The 11,812-nt window shown below is 69.8% G+C and carries 14 protein-coding genes; 6 read left to right on the forward strand and 8 right to left on the reverse strand.

Annotation, left to right across the window (positions count from 1 at the left end; all coding sequences use genetic code 11):
- Nucleotides 1-17 precede the first annotated feature (17 nt).
- Nucleotides 18-413 carry a superoxide dismutase, Ni gene (sodN, locus tag HEP85_RS26605; RefSeq protein ID WP_004983535.1) on the reverse strand — a complete coding sequence of 132 codons (396 nt, stop codon included), beginning with the start codon at nt 411-413 and terminating at the stop codon, nt 18-20.
- 144 nt (nt 414-557) lie between these two features.
- Here sodN and sodX point away from each other — a divergent pair, with 144 nt between their 5' ends.
- Nucleotides 558-992 (forward strand): nickel-type superoxide dismutase maturation protease, encoded by a 435-nt coding sequence (sodX, locus tag HEP85_RS26610; protein WP_168530182.1) that lies wholly within the window; start codon nt 558-560, stop codon nt 990-992.
- Here the strand turns inward: sodX and HEP85_RS26615 are convergent.
- Nucleotides 896-1,525 carry an ABATE domain-containing protein gene (locus HEP85_RS26615; protein ID WP_168530183.1) on the reverse strand — a complete coding sequence of 210 codons (630 nt, stop codon included), beginning with the start codon at nt 1,523-1,525 and terminating at the stop codon, nt 896-898. The genes sodX and HEP85_RS26615 overlap by 97 nt on opposite strands.
- A 110-nt stretch (nt 1,526-1,635) precedes the next feature.
- Between HEP85_RS26615 and HEP85_RS26620 the strand changes: the two genes are divergently transcribed.
- Nucleotides 1,636-2,424 (forward strand): trans-aconitate 2-methyltransferase, encoded by a 789-nt coding sequence (locus HEP85_RS26620; protein ID WP_168530184.1) that lies wholly within the window; start codon nt 1,636-1,638, stop codon nt 2,422-2,424.
- A 237-nt stretch (nt 2,425-2,661) separates the two neighbouring features.
- Here the strand turns inward: HEP85_RS26620 and HEP85_RS26625 are convergent, their stop codons facing one another.
- Genes HEP85_RS26625 through HEP85_RS26635 form a run of 3 tightly spaced genes read right to left on the reverse strand, consistent with a single transcriptional unit; the run spans nt 2,662 to nt 5,376 of the window.
- On the reverse strand, nt 2,662-3,423 hold the full coding sequence (locus HEP85_RS26625; RefSeq protein ID WP_329290342.1) for an amino acid ABC transporter ATP-binding protein: 762 nt from the start codon (nt 3,421-3,423) through the stop codon (nt 2,662-2,664).
- Complete coding sequence (locus HEP85_RS26630) at nt 3,420-4,385, reverse strand: amino acid ABC transporter permease (RefSeq protein ID WP_168530186.1); 966 nt, start codon at nt 4,383-4,385, stop codon at nt 3,420-3,422. The genes HEP85_RS26625 and HEP85_RS26630 overlap by 4 nt, the downstream gene beginning before the upstream one ends.
- A gap of 28 nt (nt 4,386-4,413) precedes the next feature.
- Complete coding sequence (locus HEP85_RS26635) at nt 4,414-5,376, reverse strand: ABC transporter substrate-binding protein (RefSeq protein ID WP_168530187.1); 963 nt, start codon at nt 5,374-5,376, stop codon at nt 4,414-4,416.
- A 541-nt stretch (nt 5,377-5,917) separates the two neighbouring features.
- On the opposite strand from HEP85_RS26635, the gene HEP85_RS26640 reads away from it, so the two are divergent.
- From HEP85_RS26640 to HEP85_RS26655, 4 genes are all read left to right on the forward strand, one after another.
- Nucleotides 5,918-7,165: an NADP-dependent malic enzyme gene (locus tag HEP85_RS26640; RefSeq protein WP_168530188.1), complete on the forward strand. Its 1,248-nt coding sequence runs from the start codon at nt 5,918-5,920 to the stop codon at nt 7,163-7,165.
- Between the two features lie 294 nt (nt 7,166-7,459).
- Nucleotides 7,460-8,425 (forward strand): zinc-binding dehydrogenase, encoded by a 966-nt coding sequence (locus tag HEP85_RS26645; RefSeq protein WP_168530189.1) that lies wholly within the window; start codon nt 7,460-7,462, stop codon nt 8,423-8,425.
- A 135-nt stretch (nt 8,426-8,560) separates the two neighbouring features.
- The gene (locus tag HEP85_RS26650; RefSeq protein WP_148010429.1) at nt 8,561-8,770 is read left to right on the forward strand and encodes a helix-turn-helix domain-containing protein; all 210 of its coding nucleotides are present in this window, start codon (nt 8,561-8,563) and stop codon (nt 8,768-8,770) included.
- Complete coding sequence (locus HEP85_RS26655) at nt 8,770-9,336, forward strand: Clp protease N-terminal domain-containing protein (RefSeq protein ID WP_168530190.1); 567 nt, start codon at nt 8,770-8,772, stop codon at nt 9,334-9,336. The genes HEP85_RS26650 and HEP85_RS26655 overlap by 1 nt, the downstream gene beginning before the upstream one ends.
- An 86-nt stretch (nt 9,337-9,422) precedes the next feature.
- On the opposite strand, the gene HEP85_RS26660 is transcribed toward HEP85_RS26655, so the two are convergent.
- The 3 genes from HEP85_RS26660 to HEP85_RS26670 form a co-directional block, all read right to left on the reverse strand.
- Nucleotides 9,423-10,529 carry a helix-turn-helix transcriptional regulator gene (locus HEP85_RS26660; protein ID WP_168530191.1) on the reverse strand — a complete coding sequence of 369 codons (1,107 nt, stop codon included), beginning with the start codon at nt 10,527-10,529 and terminating at the stop codon, nt 9,423-9,425.
- 1 nt (nt 10,530) lies between these two features.
- Nucleotides 10,531-11,433 (reverse strand): DUF4097 family beta strand repeat-containing protein, encoded by a 903-nt coding sequence (locus HEP85_RS26665; protein WP_168530192.1) that lies wholly within the window; start codon nt 11,431-11,433, stop codon nt 10,531-10,533.
- A 180-nt stretch (nt 11,434-11,613) separates the two neighbouring features.
- Nucleotides 11,614-11,805, reverse strand: a complete 192-nt coding sequence (locus tag HEP85_RS26670; RefSeq protein WP_168530193.1) for a DUF6104 family protein — start codon at nt 11,803-11,805, stop codon at nt 11,614-11,616.
- Nucleotides 11,806-11,812 lie beyond the last annotated feature (7 nt).

The following is an 11,812-nucleotide window of genomic DNA, read 5'->3' on the forward strand; positions in this document are numbered from 1 at the left end:
GGCGAACGCGGCCCGGATCAGGCCTTCTTGGTCTCCCAGAAGATCTTGTCGATCTGGGCGATGTAGTCCAGCGCCTTCTGTCCCGTCGCCGGGTCGGTGGACGCCTTGGCGGCCGAGAGGGCCTTCAGGGTGTCGTTGACCAGCTGGTGCAGCTCGGGGTACTTCTCGAAGTGCGGGGGCTTGAAGTAGTCGCTCCAGAGCACCGACACGTGGTGCTTGGCGAGTTCGGCGCGCTGCTCCTTGATGACGGTGGCGCGGGCCTGGAAGTGCGGGTCGTCGTTACCGGCCATCTTTTCCTGGACGGCCTTCACCGACTCCGCCTCGATGCGGGCCTGGGCAGGGTCGTACACGCCGCAGGGCAGGTCACAGTGCGCGCTGACCTTCACCTTGGGGGCAAACAGGCGGGAGAGCATGGAGCTGTCCTTCCTCGTGATCGTCTTCTCAGGTGGGACATTACTCCGTGGGGGACGTCTTTTCGCGAGTGCCCCCATGGGCTTAGGACAAAAGTCCGGGGTGAGACTGGGACTGGTGGAGGATGGACCGGGGAGGTGCCGGTGATGCCGGAGCTGTCGCAGGAGAGCGAACGTGGAAGGGCCGTGCTGCCGTTCGGGGGGGCCGAGGTGCGGGGGCCCTCGATGGTGCCCACGCTCCAGCACGGGGATCGGCTCGTCGTGCAGTACGGGGCCCGGGTCGGGCCCGGTGACGTGGTCGTTCTGCGTCATCCGTTCCAGCAGGACCTGCTGGTGGTGAAGCGGGTGGCACAGCGGCGCGAGGGCGGCTGGTGGGTACTGGGTGACAACGCCTTCGCCGGCGGGGACAGCACCGATTACGGCGCCGTGCCCGAGGAGCTCGTCCTCGGGAAGGTGCGGTTGCGGTACCGGCCCCTCAAGGGCGGTCAGCGTTCGCCGCTCGCGGTGGTGCGCTGGGCGCTGTCGGCGGCCAGGCCCGTGCTCTCCGACCGGTCCGCCTCCAGGCGCTTTCGGGCCCGGTAGGCGGCCACGTTGGCGCGGGTCGCGCAGCGGTCCGAGCAGTAGCGCCGGGAGCGGTTCGTCGACGTGTCCAGGTAGGCGTTGCGGCACGGCGCGGCCTCGCACAGGCCCAGCCGGTCCACGCCGTACGAGGTGAGGTGGAAGGCGAGCCCCATGGCGGCGATCGCCGCGTAACCCGCCGTCACGTTCGACGGGTGGTCCGCGAGGTGCATGTGCCACAGCGGGCGTCCGTCGTCGTCCCGGAAGTCGTGCCCGGAGATCTGCGGGCTGACGGGGAATTCCAGGAGCAGCGAGTTCAGCAGGTCGACCGCGAGGGTCTCGTCGTCGCCGTCCGCCGCCTCGAACACGGCGCGCAGCCGTGCGCGGACCGAACGGAAGCGCGTCACGTCGGCGTCCGTGGCGCGGCGCGCCGCCGAGGCGTTGCCCACGAAGAGATCGCGGACGGCCTCGACCGAGGTGAGCGCGTCCTTGCCCCGGGCCGGCTCCTCGCTGTTGACGAGACGAACCGCGTAGTCCGAGTAATAGGCCAGTTCCACTTGTAGTCCTTACGGAGGCGCTCTATCGTCATGCGGGCGGTCAGGTAACGGCTGATTGCGCTTCCAGGGTATTACGCGGGTGAGTGAAGACGAGCGAAGAAGGGGCTTACATGACCGTCAGCACCGGCACCGGCCACACCGGGACGCACAGCACCGGAACCGACTGGCAGGCCTGGCAGGAGAGCTGGGACCGGCAGCAGGAGTGGTACATGCCGGACCGCGAGGAGCGCTTCCGGGTGATGATCGACATGGTCGAGGCCCTGGTCGGCCCCGCGCCGCGCGTCCTCGACCTCGCCTGCGGCACCGGAACCGTCACCGCCCGGCTCCTCGCCCGGCTCCCGCGCGCCACCAGCACCGGCGTCGACCTCGACCCCGCGCTGCTCACCATCGCCGAGGGCACCTTCGCGGGCGACGACCGGGTCTCCTTCGTCACGGCCGACCTCAAGGACCCGCACTGGACGGCCCGGCTGCCGTACGAGTCCTACGACGCCGTGCTGACGGCCACGGCCCTGCACTGGCTGCACAGCGAACCCCTCGCGGCCCTCTACGGCGGGATCGCGGGGATCGTCCGCGCCGGCGGGGTCTTCATGAACGCCGACCACATGATCGACGAGTCCACGCCCCTGATCAACGCGGCCGATCGCGCGCAGCGGCACGCCCGGATGGACCGGGCCAAGGAGGGCGGTGTCCTCGACTGGTCCGCGTGGTGGGAACTGGCCGCGCAGGACCCGGTCCTCGCCGCGCCGACCGCCCGCCGCTTCGAGATCTACGGCGAGCACGCCGACGGCGACACCCCGTCCGCCGACTGGCACGCGCGCGTGCTGCGCGAGAAGGGCTTCGCGGAGGCGCGGGCGGTGTGGCGCTCGCCTTCGGACGCGCTGGTGCTCGCGGTCAAGTGATCCGCCGGGTCCGCAGGGTCCGCCGGTTGCTTCGGTCGAGGCGGTACGGGGACTCGTACCCCCTGTTCCGCGTCCCGCGCGGTCGTGACGTCCCCCGGACCGGCCGCGGCGCCCGCGGAGGGGGCTCGGCACCGAGCGGCCTCTCGCCGCGCAGCCCCTGGCCGAACGTGTGGTGACCCGGAACGACGGATGCCGCCCAGCCCTTCCCGGGCGGGCGGCATCCGTTCGTCGAAACCCTCAGAGCACCTTCGACAGGAACGACTTGGTGCGCTCGTGCTGCGGGTCCGTCAGGACGTCGCGCGGGTTGCCGGACTCGACCACGACACCGCCGTCCATGAAGACCAGGCTGTCGCCGACCTCGCGGGCGAAGCCCATCTCGTGCGTGACGACGACCATCGTCATACCGGACTCGGCGAGGTCGCGCATGACGTCGAGGACGTCACCGACCAGCTCCGGGTCCAGGGCCGAGGTCGGCTCGTCGAAGAGCATCAGTTTCGGGTCCATCGCCAGCGCGCGGGCGATCGCCACGCGCTGCTGCTGGCCGCCGGAGAGCTGCGAGGGGTAGTTGCGCGCCTTGTCGGACAGGCCGACACGTTCGAGCAGCTCCATCGCGCGGTTCTGGGCGTCCGACTTCTTCGTGCCCTTCACCTGGATCGGCGCTTCCATGACGTTCTCGACGGCCGTCATGTGCGGGAACAGGTTGAAGCGCTGGAAGACCATGCCGATGTCCCGGCGCTTCAGGGCGACTTCGCTGTCCTTGAGCTCGTAGAGCTTGTCGCCCTTCTGGCGGTAGCCGACCAGGTCGCCGTCGACGTACAGCCGGCCGGCGTTGATCTTCTCCAGGTGGTTGATGCACCTCAGGAAGGTCGACTTGCCGGAGCCGGACGGGCCGATCAGGCAGAACACCTCACCGGTGTTCACCTCGAGGTCGATGCCCTTGAGGACCTCCACCGGACCGAAGGACTTGTGGACGCCCTCCGACTTCACCATCGCGGTCATGCGGTGCCCCTCTCACGGCCGAGTCCGAGCATGTTCGCCTTGATCTTCTGGAAGACGGTCGGCGGCAGGCTGCGGCTGGAACCGCGTGCGTAGTAGCGCTCCAGGTAGTACTGGAAGACGCTGAACACGCTGGTCATGGCCAGGTACCAGATGGAGGCGACGAACAGCATCTCCATCACGGCGTACGACGTGGAGCCGATCGCCGAGGTGGAGCGCAGCAGCTCGTTGTACGTGACCGCGTACACCAGCGACGAGGTCTTCAGCATGTTGATGAACTCGTTGCCGGTCGGCGGCACGATCACGCGCATCGCCTGCGGGATCACGATCCGGAACAGTGTCTTGGTGTGGCTCATGCCCAGGGCCTGCGCGGCCTCCGTCTGACCCTCGTCGACCGCCAGCAGGCCGGCGCGGCAGATCTCGGCCATGTACGCGGCCTCGTTCAGACCGAGGCCCAGCAGGGCGCACATGAACGGAGTCATGACGTCCGTCATCTCGTTCTTGTAGATCGGACCGAGATTCAGAACGGGGAAGATCAGCGCCAGGTTGAACCAGAGCAGCAGCTGGACGTAGACCGGGGTGCCGCGGAAGAACCAGATGTACAGCCAGGCGACCGTGCTGGTCACCGGGTTCTTCGAGAGCCGCATCACCGCGAGGACGATGCCCAGCACCACACCCACGATCATGGCGAGCACGCTGATCAGCAGCGTGCGGCCGGCGCCCTGGACGACGCTGGACACGAACAGCTGGTCGCCGACCGTGTGCCACTGGATGTTGCCCTGCGAGAACGCGACGCCGAGCGCCAGCAGCAGCGCGACGACGATGACGCCGCTGATCCACCGGCCGTAGTGCCGGACGGGGATCGCCTTGATGGTCTCCGGGTCCGGCCCGGCGGCCGCGCTCCTGGCCACCGTGTCGCCGGGGGGTGCGGCGTCCGCGGGGGACTTGTCGAATTTGTCAGTCACGTGACTGCCCTTCAGTGGTGCGCTCGGCTTACTTGCCGCCGTTGATCGCGGACTGCTCGATCGCGCCGGACTGGGCGCCCCACTTCTCCAGGACCTTCTGGTACGACCCGTCCTTGATGATCGCGTCGACCGCATCCTTCAGCGCGTCACGGAGCTGGGTGTTCTTCTTGTTCAGGATGATGCCGAACGGGCCGGCGTCGTACTGCTTGTTGATGACCTCGAAGGCCTTGCCGCCGTCGGCCTTGTTGGCCAGGTCGACCGCCACCGGGTAGTCGTTGATGCCGGCCACCGCGCCGCCGGACTTCACCCGGGTCTGGGCCTCGGTGTCGTTCTGGAAGGCCTCGATGTTGATGGCTTTCTTGCCGGCGTCCGTGCACTTCTTGGACTGGTCCTTCAGGGCCGTCTCGTACGTCGTGCCCTGCTGCACGGCGGCCGTCTTGCCGCAGAGGTCCTCGATGCCCTTGATGCCCTCGGGGTTGCCCTTCTTCACGTAGATGGCCGTACCGGCCGTGAAGTAGTCGACGAAGTCGACGCCCTCGCCGAGCTTCTTGCCCTTGTCGTCCAGGCCCTGCTGGCGCTGCTTGTTGTCCGTGATGGACGACATGCCGACGTCGTAGCGGCCGGAGTTGACGGCGGTGATCAGGCCGTCGAAGGAGCCCGAGGTGAACTCGAACTTCACACCGAGCTGCTTGGCCAGCGCGTCGGCCAGGTCAGGGTCGACGCCGACGATCTTGCCGCCCTCGGTCGACTCCATGGGGGCGTACTCGGCGTTCGTGCCGACCTTGATGACGCCCGCGTCCTGGATCTTCTTGGGCAGCTTGGAGAAGAGGGGAGCGCTGTTGGACTTGGCCGATTCGGTGGAGCTGCCGCCGCCACCGTTCGTCTGGTCACCGCAACCGGTGAGAACCAGGGCCCCGGCGACCGCGATCGCACCGACCGCTGCTATCCGGGACTGCGCGGCCGTCGTACGACGGGTGGTGCTTGCGGTCATGGTGGGTGCCTCCGGCGGATGAGGGAGTTGCCGATGGGTCGACGAGAACACACACCTTCGGGTGTCGCGACCTCGTGTGATGACGGCATCTTGCCATTCGGATTGCGCCCTTCAGAGGACTCGCTATGTCAAAATCGGATAACGGGTGACCCCCGGACCAACACTGGGCGCCCCGGCCGTGCCGGATCCTGTGCGGGAAACCGCCCTTTCGGCCGGAAGATCTGCGGCGCACCTCCGGATGCGGACCGCCACGACTCCGCGCTTGCGACGACATGACGTCAAATCCTGGACTTGTCCACATATTCGGGTATGAGTCATGTCACCGGCGTGTGAGCTTCGCGTTATGGGCTCGTCGTCGGCACAGTCCGTCCGGTAAGAAGGTTCTTTACACCCCTCATCCGGGGCTCAGGGCGCGTGTGCGGCGCGCCCGTCGCGTATCCGCCCGTACGCAACCACGGCGGCAGGGCATACGCGGTGCCCGCCCACCCCTCAATCAGGAGTGGTCACCCTCAATCAATGAAGACTTAAGGGGTAAAACAAAGTGGCAGCGGAGATCGTCAATCCTCGCAGCGACAGCAGTACGGGTCCCGAAGGCGACGTGGAGCCGGTGAATTCCGACGGCTCCGTGGACTCGCCGGCCTTCGACCCGGCGTTCGCGCTGCACCGTGGCGGGAAGATGGCCGTGCAGGCCACCGTGCCCGTGCGGAACAAGGACGACCTGTCCCTGGCGTACACACCCGGCGTCGCGAAGGTGTGCAGCGCCATCGCCGAGCGGCCGGAACTGGTCCACGACTACACGTGGAAGTCCAACGTGGTCGCGGTGGTCACGGACGGCACGGCCGTTCTCGGCCTCGGCGACATCGGTCCGGAGGCCTCGCTCCCCGTGATGGAGGGCAAGGCGATCCTGTTCAAGCAGTTCGGCGGGGTGGACGCCGTGCCGATCGCGCTGGACTGCACCGGCGTCGACGAGATCGTCGAGACCGTGGCCCGGCTCGCCCCGTCCTTCGGCGGCATCAACCTGGAGGACATCTCGGCGCCGCGGTGCTTCGAGATCGAGCGGAAGCTCCAGGAGCGGCTGGACATTCCCGTCTTCCATGACGACCAGCACGGGACGGCCGTGGTGACCCTGGCGGCCCTGCGGAACGCCGCGAAGCTGACCGGGCGCTCGCTCGGTGAGCTGCGCGCGGTGATCTCCGGCGCGGGCGCGGCCGGGATCGCCATCGCCAAGTTCCTGCTGGAGGCGGGCATCGGCGACGTGGCCGTCGCGGACCGCAAGGGCGTCGTGTCGTCCGACCGGGATGACCTCACGGACGTCAAGCGGGAGCTCGCCGGGATCAGCAACAAGGCGGGGCTCTCCGGGTCGCTGGAAGCGGCCCTCGCGGGTGCGGACGTCTTCATCGGCGTCTCCGGCGGCACGGTTCCGGAGCCGGCGGTGGCTTCCATGGCCGAGGGTGCGTTCGTGTTCGCCATGGCCAACCCGAACCCGGAGGTGCATCCGGAGATCGCCCACAAGTACGCGGCGGTGGTCGCCACCGGGCGGTCCGACTTCCCGAACCAGATCAACAACGTGCTGGCGTTCCCCGGGATCTTCGCCGGGGCGCTGCAGGTGCGGGCGTCCCGGATCACGGAGGGAATGAAGATCGCGGCGGCCGACGCGCTGGCCGCGGTCGTCGGGGACGACCTCTCCGCCGACTACATCATCCCCTCGCCGTTCGACGAGCGGGTGGCGCCCGCGGTGACCGCGGCGGTGGCCGCGGCCGCGCGGGCCGAAGGGGTCGCGCGCCGGTGAGGTGAGCGGTTTCGGCACCGTTTCGCCCGAGACCGGTTCGCAAGCCGCGTGAGCGTGGTTCGAGGGCGGCTTCAGACGTTCCGGGGCGGTTCGGGAGCGGATTCTGCGGCCTCGCCGGGGTTGTCCCCCGGCGGGGCCGCTTTCCTTTGCCCGGGCGTTGGGCCGTACGGATGGTTCACGCGGGGTTCTTCGGGCGAGCCGGTACGGGTGTGAGGTGGGCCGCGTGACGGGCGGGACGCGTGTCACAGCGGGACGTGGTTCCGCGGCGCGGGGGCGGAGCCTATCGTCAAGGTCATGTTCGCTGCCTACGCCGCTCGCATTGACCGTGATCAGCCGCTCAACGGCCTGGAGTTGGGGGAGCGCCCGGCCCCCGAGCAGAGGCCCGGCTGGACGACCGTGAACGTCAGGGCCGCGTCCCTGAACCACCACGACCTCTGGTCCCTCCGGGGAGTGGGCCTGGCCGAGGACAAACTGCCGATGATCCTCGGATGCGACGCGGCCGGCGTCGACGAGGACGGCAACGAGGTCGTCCTTCACTCCGTCATCGGGCAGACGGGGCACGGGGTCGGCCCGGAGGAGCCCCGGTCGATCCTCACCGAGCGCTACCAGGGAACCTTCGCCGAGCAGGTCACGGTCCCGGCGTGGAACGTCCTCCCGAAGCCCAAGGAGCTCTCGTTCGAGGAGGCCGCCTGTCTGCCGACCGCGTGGCTGACGGCGTATCGCATGCTTTTCACCAACGCCGGGGTGCGGCCGGGCGATTCGGTCCTCGTGCAGGGGGCCGGCGGCGGTGTCGCGACCGCCGCGATCGTGCTCGGCAAGGCCGCCGGACTGCGGGTCTTCGCGACGAGCCGTGACGAGGCCAAGCGCAAGCGGGCCGTCGAACTCGGGGCCGTGGAGGCGCTGGAGTCCGGCGCGCGGCTGCCGCAGCGTGTGGACGCGGTCATCGAGACGGTGGGCGCGGCCACGTGGTCGCACAGCATCAAGTCGCTGCGGCCCGGCGGCACACTGGTGATCTCCGGAGCGACGAGCGGGGACCGTCCCGCGCACGCCGAGCTGACCCGGATCTTCTTCCTGGAGCTCAAGGTCGTCGGCTCCACGATGGGCACCAAGGACGAGCTGGAGGACCTGCTGGCCTTCTGCGCCGCCACCGGGGTGCGGCCCGTCATCGACGAGGTGCTGCCGCTCGACCGGGCCCGGGAGGGGTTCGAGCGGATCGCGGCGGGCGATCAGTTCGGGAAGATCGTGCTCACGGTGGGCTGAGGTCCATCCGGCCGAGTGGGCCGGGGCGCAGTGACGTGGTGGCCGCGGCGGGCCCGGGAGTCTCCGGGCCCGCCGTTCCGCATACGGGTGTCAACTTTGATTGACGGGGGACGTCTGTCAATGTAGGTTGACATCATGACCGAAGCAACGGATCTCGCCGAGCGTGCGGGTGACCGCGATCCGCGGATCGGGCTGCGGGCGGTCTCCGCGCTGCGGAGGCTGCTGGAGCAGCTGGAGGCGGTACAGGTGCGCAGTGCGCGCCATCAGGGCTGGTCGTGGCAGGAGATCGCCGCGGAACTCGGAGTGAGCAGGCAGGCCGTGCACAAGAAGTACGGGAGGCAGTGATGTTCGAGCGTTTCACGAAGGATGCCCGGGCCGTGGTCGAGGGCGCGGTCGGGTACTCCGAGCGGGCGGGGGCCGAGGCGGTGGACGAGGAGCACATGTTCCTTGCCCTGCTGGACCGGGAGGGCAGTCGCGGCTCGTTCGCGCTCGCTTCGCTCGGCGCGGCCGAACGCCGTGACTCGGTGGAACGGGCGCTCGCCGAGACGCGCCGGCGGGGTGGGCTCTCCCGCGCCGAGACGGAGGCGCTGTCCGGGCTCGGCATCGACGTCTCGGAGATCGTCTCCCGGGTGGAGGAGGCCCATGGGGCCGGAGCGTTGGAGGCGGGCAGGAGGGGTGGAGCCGGCCGGCGGTCCGGGCGTCGGCCGTTCACCCAGGGGGCCAAGGAGACGCTGACGCAGTCCCTTCGGCTGGCGCTCGCCCGTCAGGACCGGCACATCGGCGACGAGCATCTGCTGATGGCCCTGACCGTCCGGCCCGGTGTGCTCGCGGAGGTGCTCGCCGATCACGGGGTCACGTACGAGACGGTGACGCGCGTGCTCTACGGCGATGGGGAGGCCAAGGCGGGGTGAGCCCCGCCGCGGGGAGCCCTCGGGGTCCCCCGGCCGGAACTCGGGGACCCCGTCCCGTCAGGGAGATCCCCGGGTGCCACCGGCGGTCAGCTCTTCGGTGTGCGCAGCGCGGCCCCGATGTGTGCCGCCGCCGTGGACAGGTGACGGCGGGTCGCCCGCAGTTGGTCCTCCGTCACCCCGTGGTCCCGGGCCGCGTCGCGGATGTCGTCGCGGAACCGGTCGAGGAGGCGGTCGAGGTCGCGGGCGGGTTCGCCGGTGGAGCTCTCGTGGGCCCAGGAGGGTTCGTAGCCTGCCGGGAAGTCGTCCGGGGTGTCCGAGTAGTCGGGTTCCGGGGTGCGCGCCGAGTCGGATTCGGCCGACCCGGATTCCGGCGTGCCCGGCCGGCCGGGGCCGGTGTCCTTTCCGAAGGTCTTGCCGAAGTCGCCCCCGAAGGTCTTGCCGAAGTCACCGAACTCCTTGGCGAGTTCGGTGAGGCCCTCGCGGACCCCCGTCGGCCAGTCCCCGCGCGCGAAGTGGTCCTGGACCTGCTCCTGGACCCGCTTGGCCATACGCTGCATCTCTTCCTGGGCCTGGGCGCGGACCCTCTCCTGTGCCTCCTTGGCCTGGCGGCGGGCCCGCTGGGCCTCGTCGCGGGCCCGCCGGCTCTCGTCCTTCGCGCGCCGGGCCTGCTCCTTCCACTCCTGCTTGACGCGCCGCATCTCCTCCTTCGCGGCACGCCACGACTCCTTGTCGCGGTGGTCGCCGAAGTCACCGAAGCCGCCCGCGGGCTCGTGCTCCGTGGCGTCGCCGGCGCTTCCGTGGCCGCGCCGGGCCTCCGTGGCCGCCGCCCGCATCTCGCGGCGCAGATCGCCCGCGGCGCCCCGCACGTCGGCGCGGATCTCCGCGGCGAGCTCCGCGACCGACTCGCGGATCTCCAGCTCCAGATCGGCCAGTTCGCCGCTGCGGTCGGCCAGTTCGGCGCGGCCCGCGTCCGTGATCGCGTACACCTTGCGGCCGCCCTCGGTGGTGTGGGTGACCAGTCCCTCGGCCTCCAGCTTGGAGAGCCGCGGATAGACGGTGCCCGCCGAGGGCGCGTACAGCCCCTGGAAGCGCTCCTCCAGGAGGCGGATCACCTCGTATCCGTGCCGTGGGGCCTCGTCCAGCAGCTTCAGCAGGTAGAGGCGCAGACGGCCGTGGGCGAAGACGGGAGGCATCTCAGAGCACCTTCTTGTCGGTCGGGCCGTCCGTGGAGTCGTCGGGCGAGCTGTCCCCCGCGGGCGCGGACGGGGCCGGCTCGCGCGGCTCGTCCTCCACCGGTGGCCTGCGGAGCAGGGCGATGGAGCCGGAGGCGGTCACCGCCCTCAGCTTGCCGTTGCCCGCGCCCAGCCGGCCAGTGATCTTCTTGGCGCCCCACTGGCCGCTGACCCGGAGGTCCTCGAAGGCGCTGGAGACGGTGCCGCTCGCGGTGTTGGCCTCCACCTCGGCGTCGGCGGGGTGCGGGAGGCGGATGGCGATCTCGCCCGAGACGTTCGTCAGGCGCACGTCGGTGGGGGTGCCCGTGGGGTCGAGGTCCACGATCATCGAACCGCTCACCGAGTCGGCGCGCACGGAGGAGCCCGAGGCCTCGACGACGGTCAGATCGCCGGAGACGGAGTTGAAGCGGAGGTCGCCGGTGACGGCCTGGGCCTCCAGGCTGCCGGAGACGGTGTCCACCCGGACGGGGCCGGAGAGGCGTACGAGCGTCGTGTCGCCGGTGACGCCCTTGACCTCCACCCGGCCCTCCACGCCGGAGACCACGGCGGCGGCGCCGACCACGCCCACCTCGACACGCGTGCCGGTCGGGACGGCCAGCGAGACCACCACGCTGCGGCGCCAGCCCTTGCTGTCGAGCCACTTGAGGAAGCCCTTCCAGGGCAGGTCCTCGTAGGCCACGGTGAGCGTGCCGTCCCGCTGGGTCACCTGAAGCGGGGGGCCTTCCAGTTGGGAGACCTGAAGCCTCGCGGAACCCTCGTCGGTGCCCACGACGTTCACTGTTCCGTTGACGACGCGCACGTGCAGCGCCGTCACGGGGTCGTCGAAGGTGAGCTTCCTCGGCTCTGCGACGGACCACTCGGACATGGTGCAGACCTCCAGACGACCGGTCCCGGACGGGCGCGGGCATGGAATCGACGCGCCATATCGCGTCTTCCGTCATTCACGATATATCGCGGATACGGAAAGTCAAGACACCCGTCTCGGTGAGATGCGGCGGGAGAGGGGACCCGGGGCGTGGCGAGGGGCCGCGGGGCGCGACGGGATCTACTCGTCGTCGTCCTCGTCGTCCTCGTCGTCAAGCCGTGCCAGCCACGTCGCCAGCCGCTCCACCGGTACCTCGAAGTCCGGGTTGAGGTCGACGAACGTGCGCAGCTGCTCGGCGAGCCACTCGAAGGTGACCTCCTCCTCGCCGCGCCGCTTCTCCAGCTCCTCGATGCCACGGTCGGTGAAGTACATGGGCGGT

Origin of the sequence: Streptomyces sp. RPA4-2 (assembly GCF_012273515.2) — a bacterium.
In the GTDB taxonomy this organism is placed as follows: domain Bacteria; phylum Actinomycetota; class Actinomycetes; order Streptomycetales; family Streptomycetaceae; genus Streptomyces; species Streptomyces kaempferi.

Excerpts from the sequence above, each read along its gene's own strand:
- sodN (WP_004983535.1), bottom strand. The coding sequence starts at position 413 with ATGCTCTCCCGCCTGTTTGCCCCCAAGGTGAAGGTCAGCGCGCACTGT.
- sodX (WP_168530182.1), top strand. The coding sequence starts at position 558 with ATGCCGGAGCTGTCGCAGGAGAGCGAACGTGGAAGGGCCGTGCTGCCG.
- HEP85_RS26620 (WP_168530184.1), top strand. The coding sequence starts at position 1,636 with ATGACCGTCAGCACCGGCACCGGCCACACCGGGACGCACAGCACCGGA.
- HEP85_RS26625 (WP_329290342.1), bottom strand. The coding sequence starts at position 3,423 with ATGACCGCGATGGTGAAGTCGGAGGGCGTCCACAAGTCCTTCGGTCCG.
- HEP85_RS26635 (WP_168530187.1), bottom strand. The coding sequence starts at position 5,376 with ATGACCGCAAGCACCACCCGTCGTACGACGGCCGCGCAGTCCCGGATA.
- HEP85_RS26645 (WP_168530189.1), top strand. The coding sequence starts at position 7,460 with ATGTTCGCTGCCTACGCCGCTCGCATTGACCGTGATCAGCCGCTCAAC.
- HEP85_RS26650 (WP_148010429.1), top strand. The coding sequence starts at position 8,561 with ATGACCGAAGCAACGGATCTCGCCGAGCGTGCGGGTGACCGCGATCCG.
- HEP85_RS26655 (WP_168530190.1), top strand. The coding sequence starts at position 8,770 with ATGTTCGAGCGTTTCACGAAGGATGCCCGGGCCGTGGTCGAGGGCGCG.
- HEP85_RS26660 (WP_168530191.1), bottom strand. The coding sequence starts at position 10,529 with ATGCCTCCCGTCTTCGCCCACGGCCGTCTGCGCCTCTACCTGCTGAAG.
- HEP85_RS26665 (WP_168530192.1), bottom strand. The coding sequence starts at position 11,433 with ATGTCCGAGTGGTCCGTCGCAGAGCCGAGGAAGCTCACCTTCGACGAC.
- HEP85_RS26670 (WP_168530193.1), bottom strand. The coding sequence starts at position 11,805 with ATGTACTTCACCGACCGTGGCATCGAGGAGCTGGAGAAGCGGCGCGGC.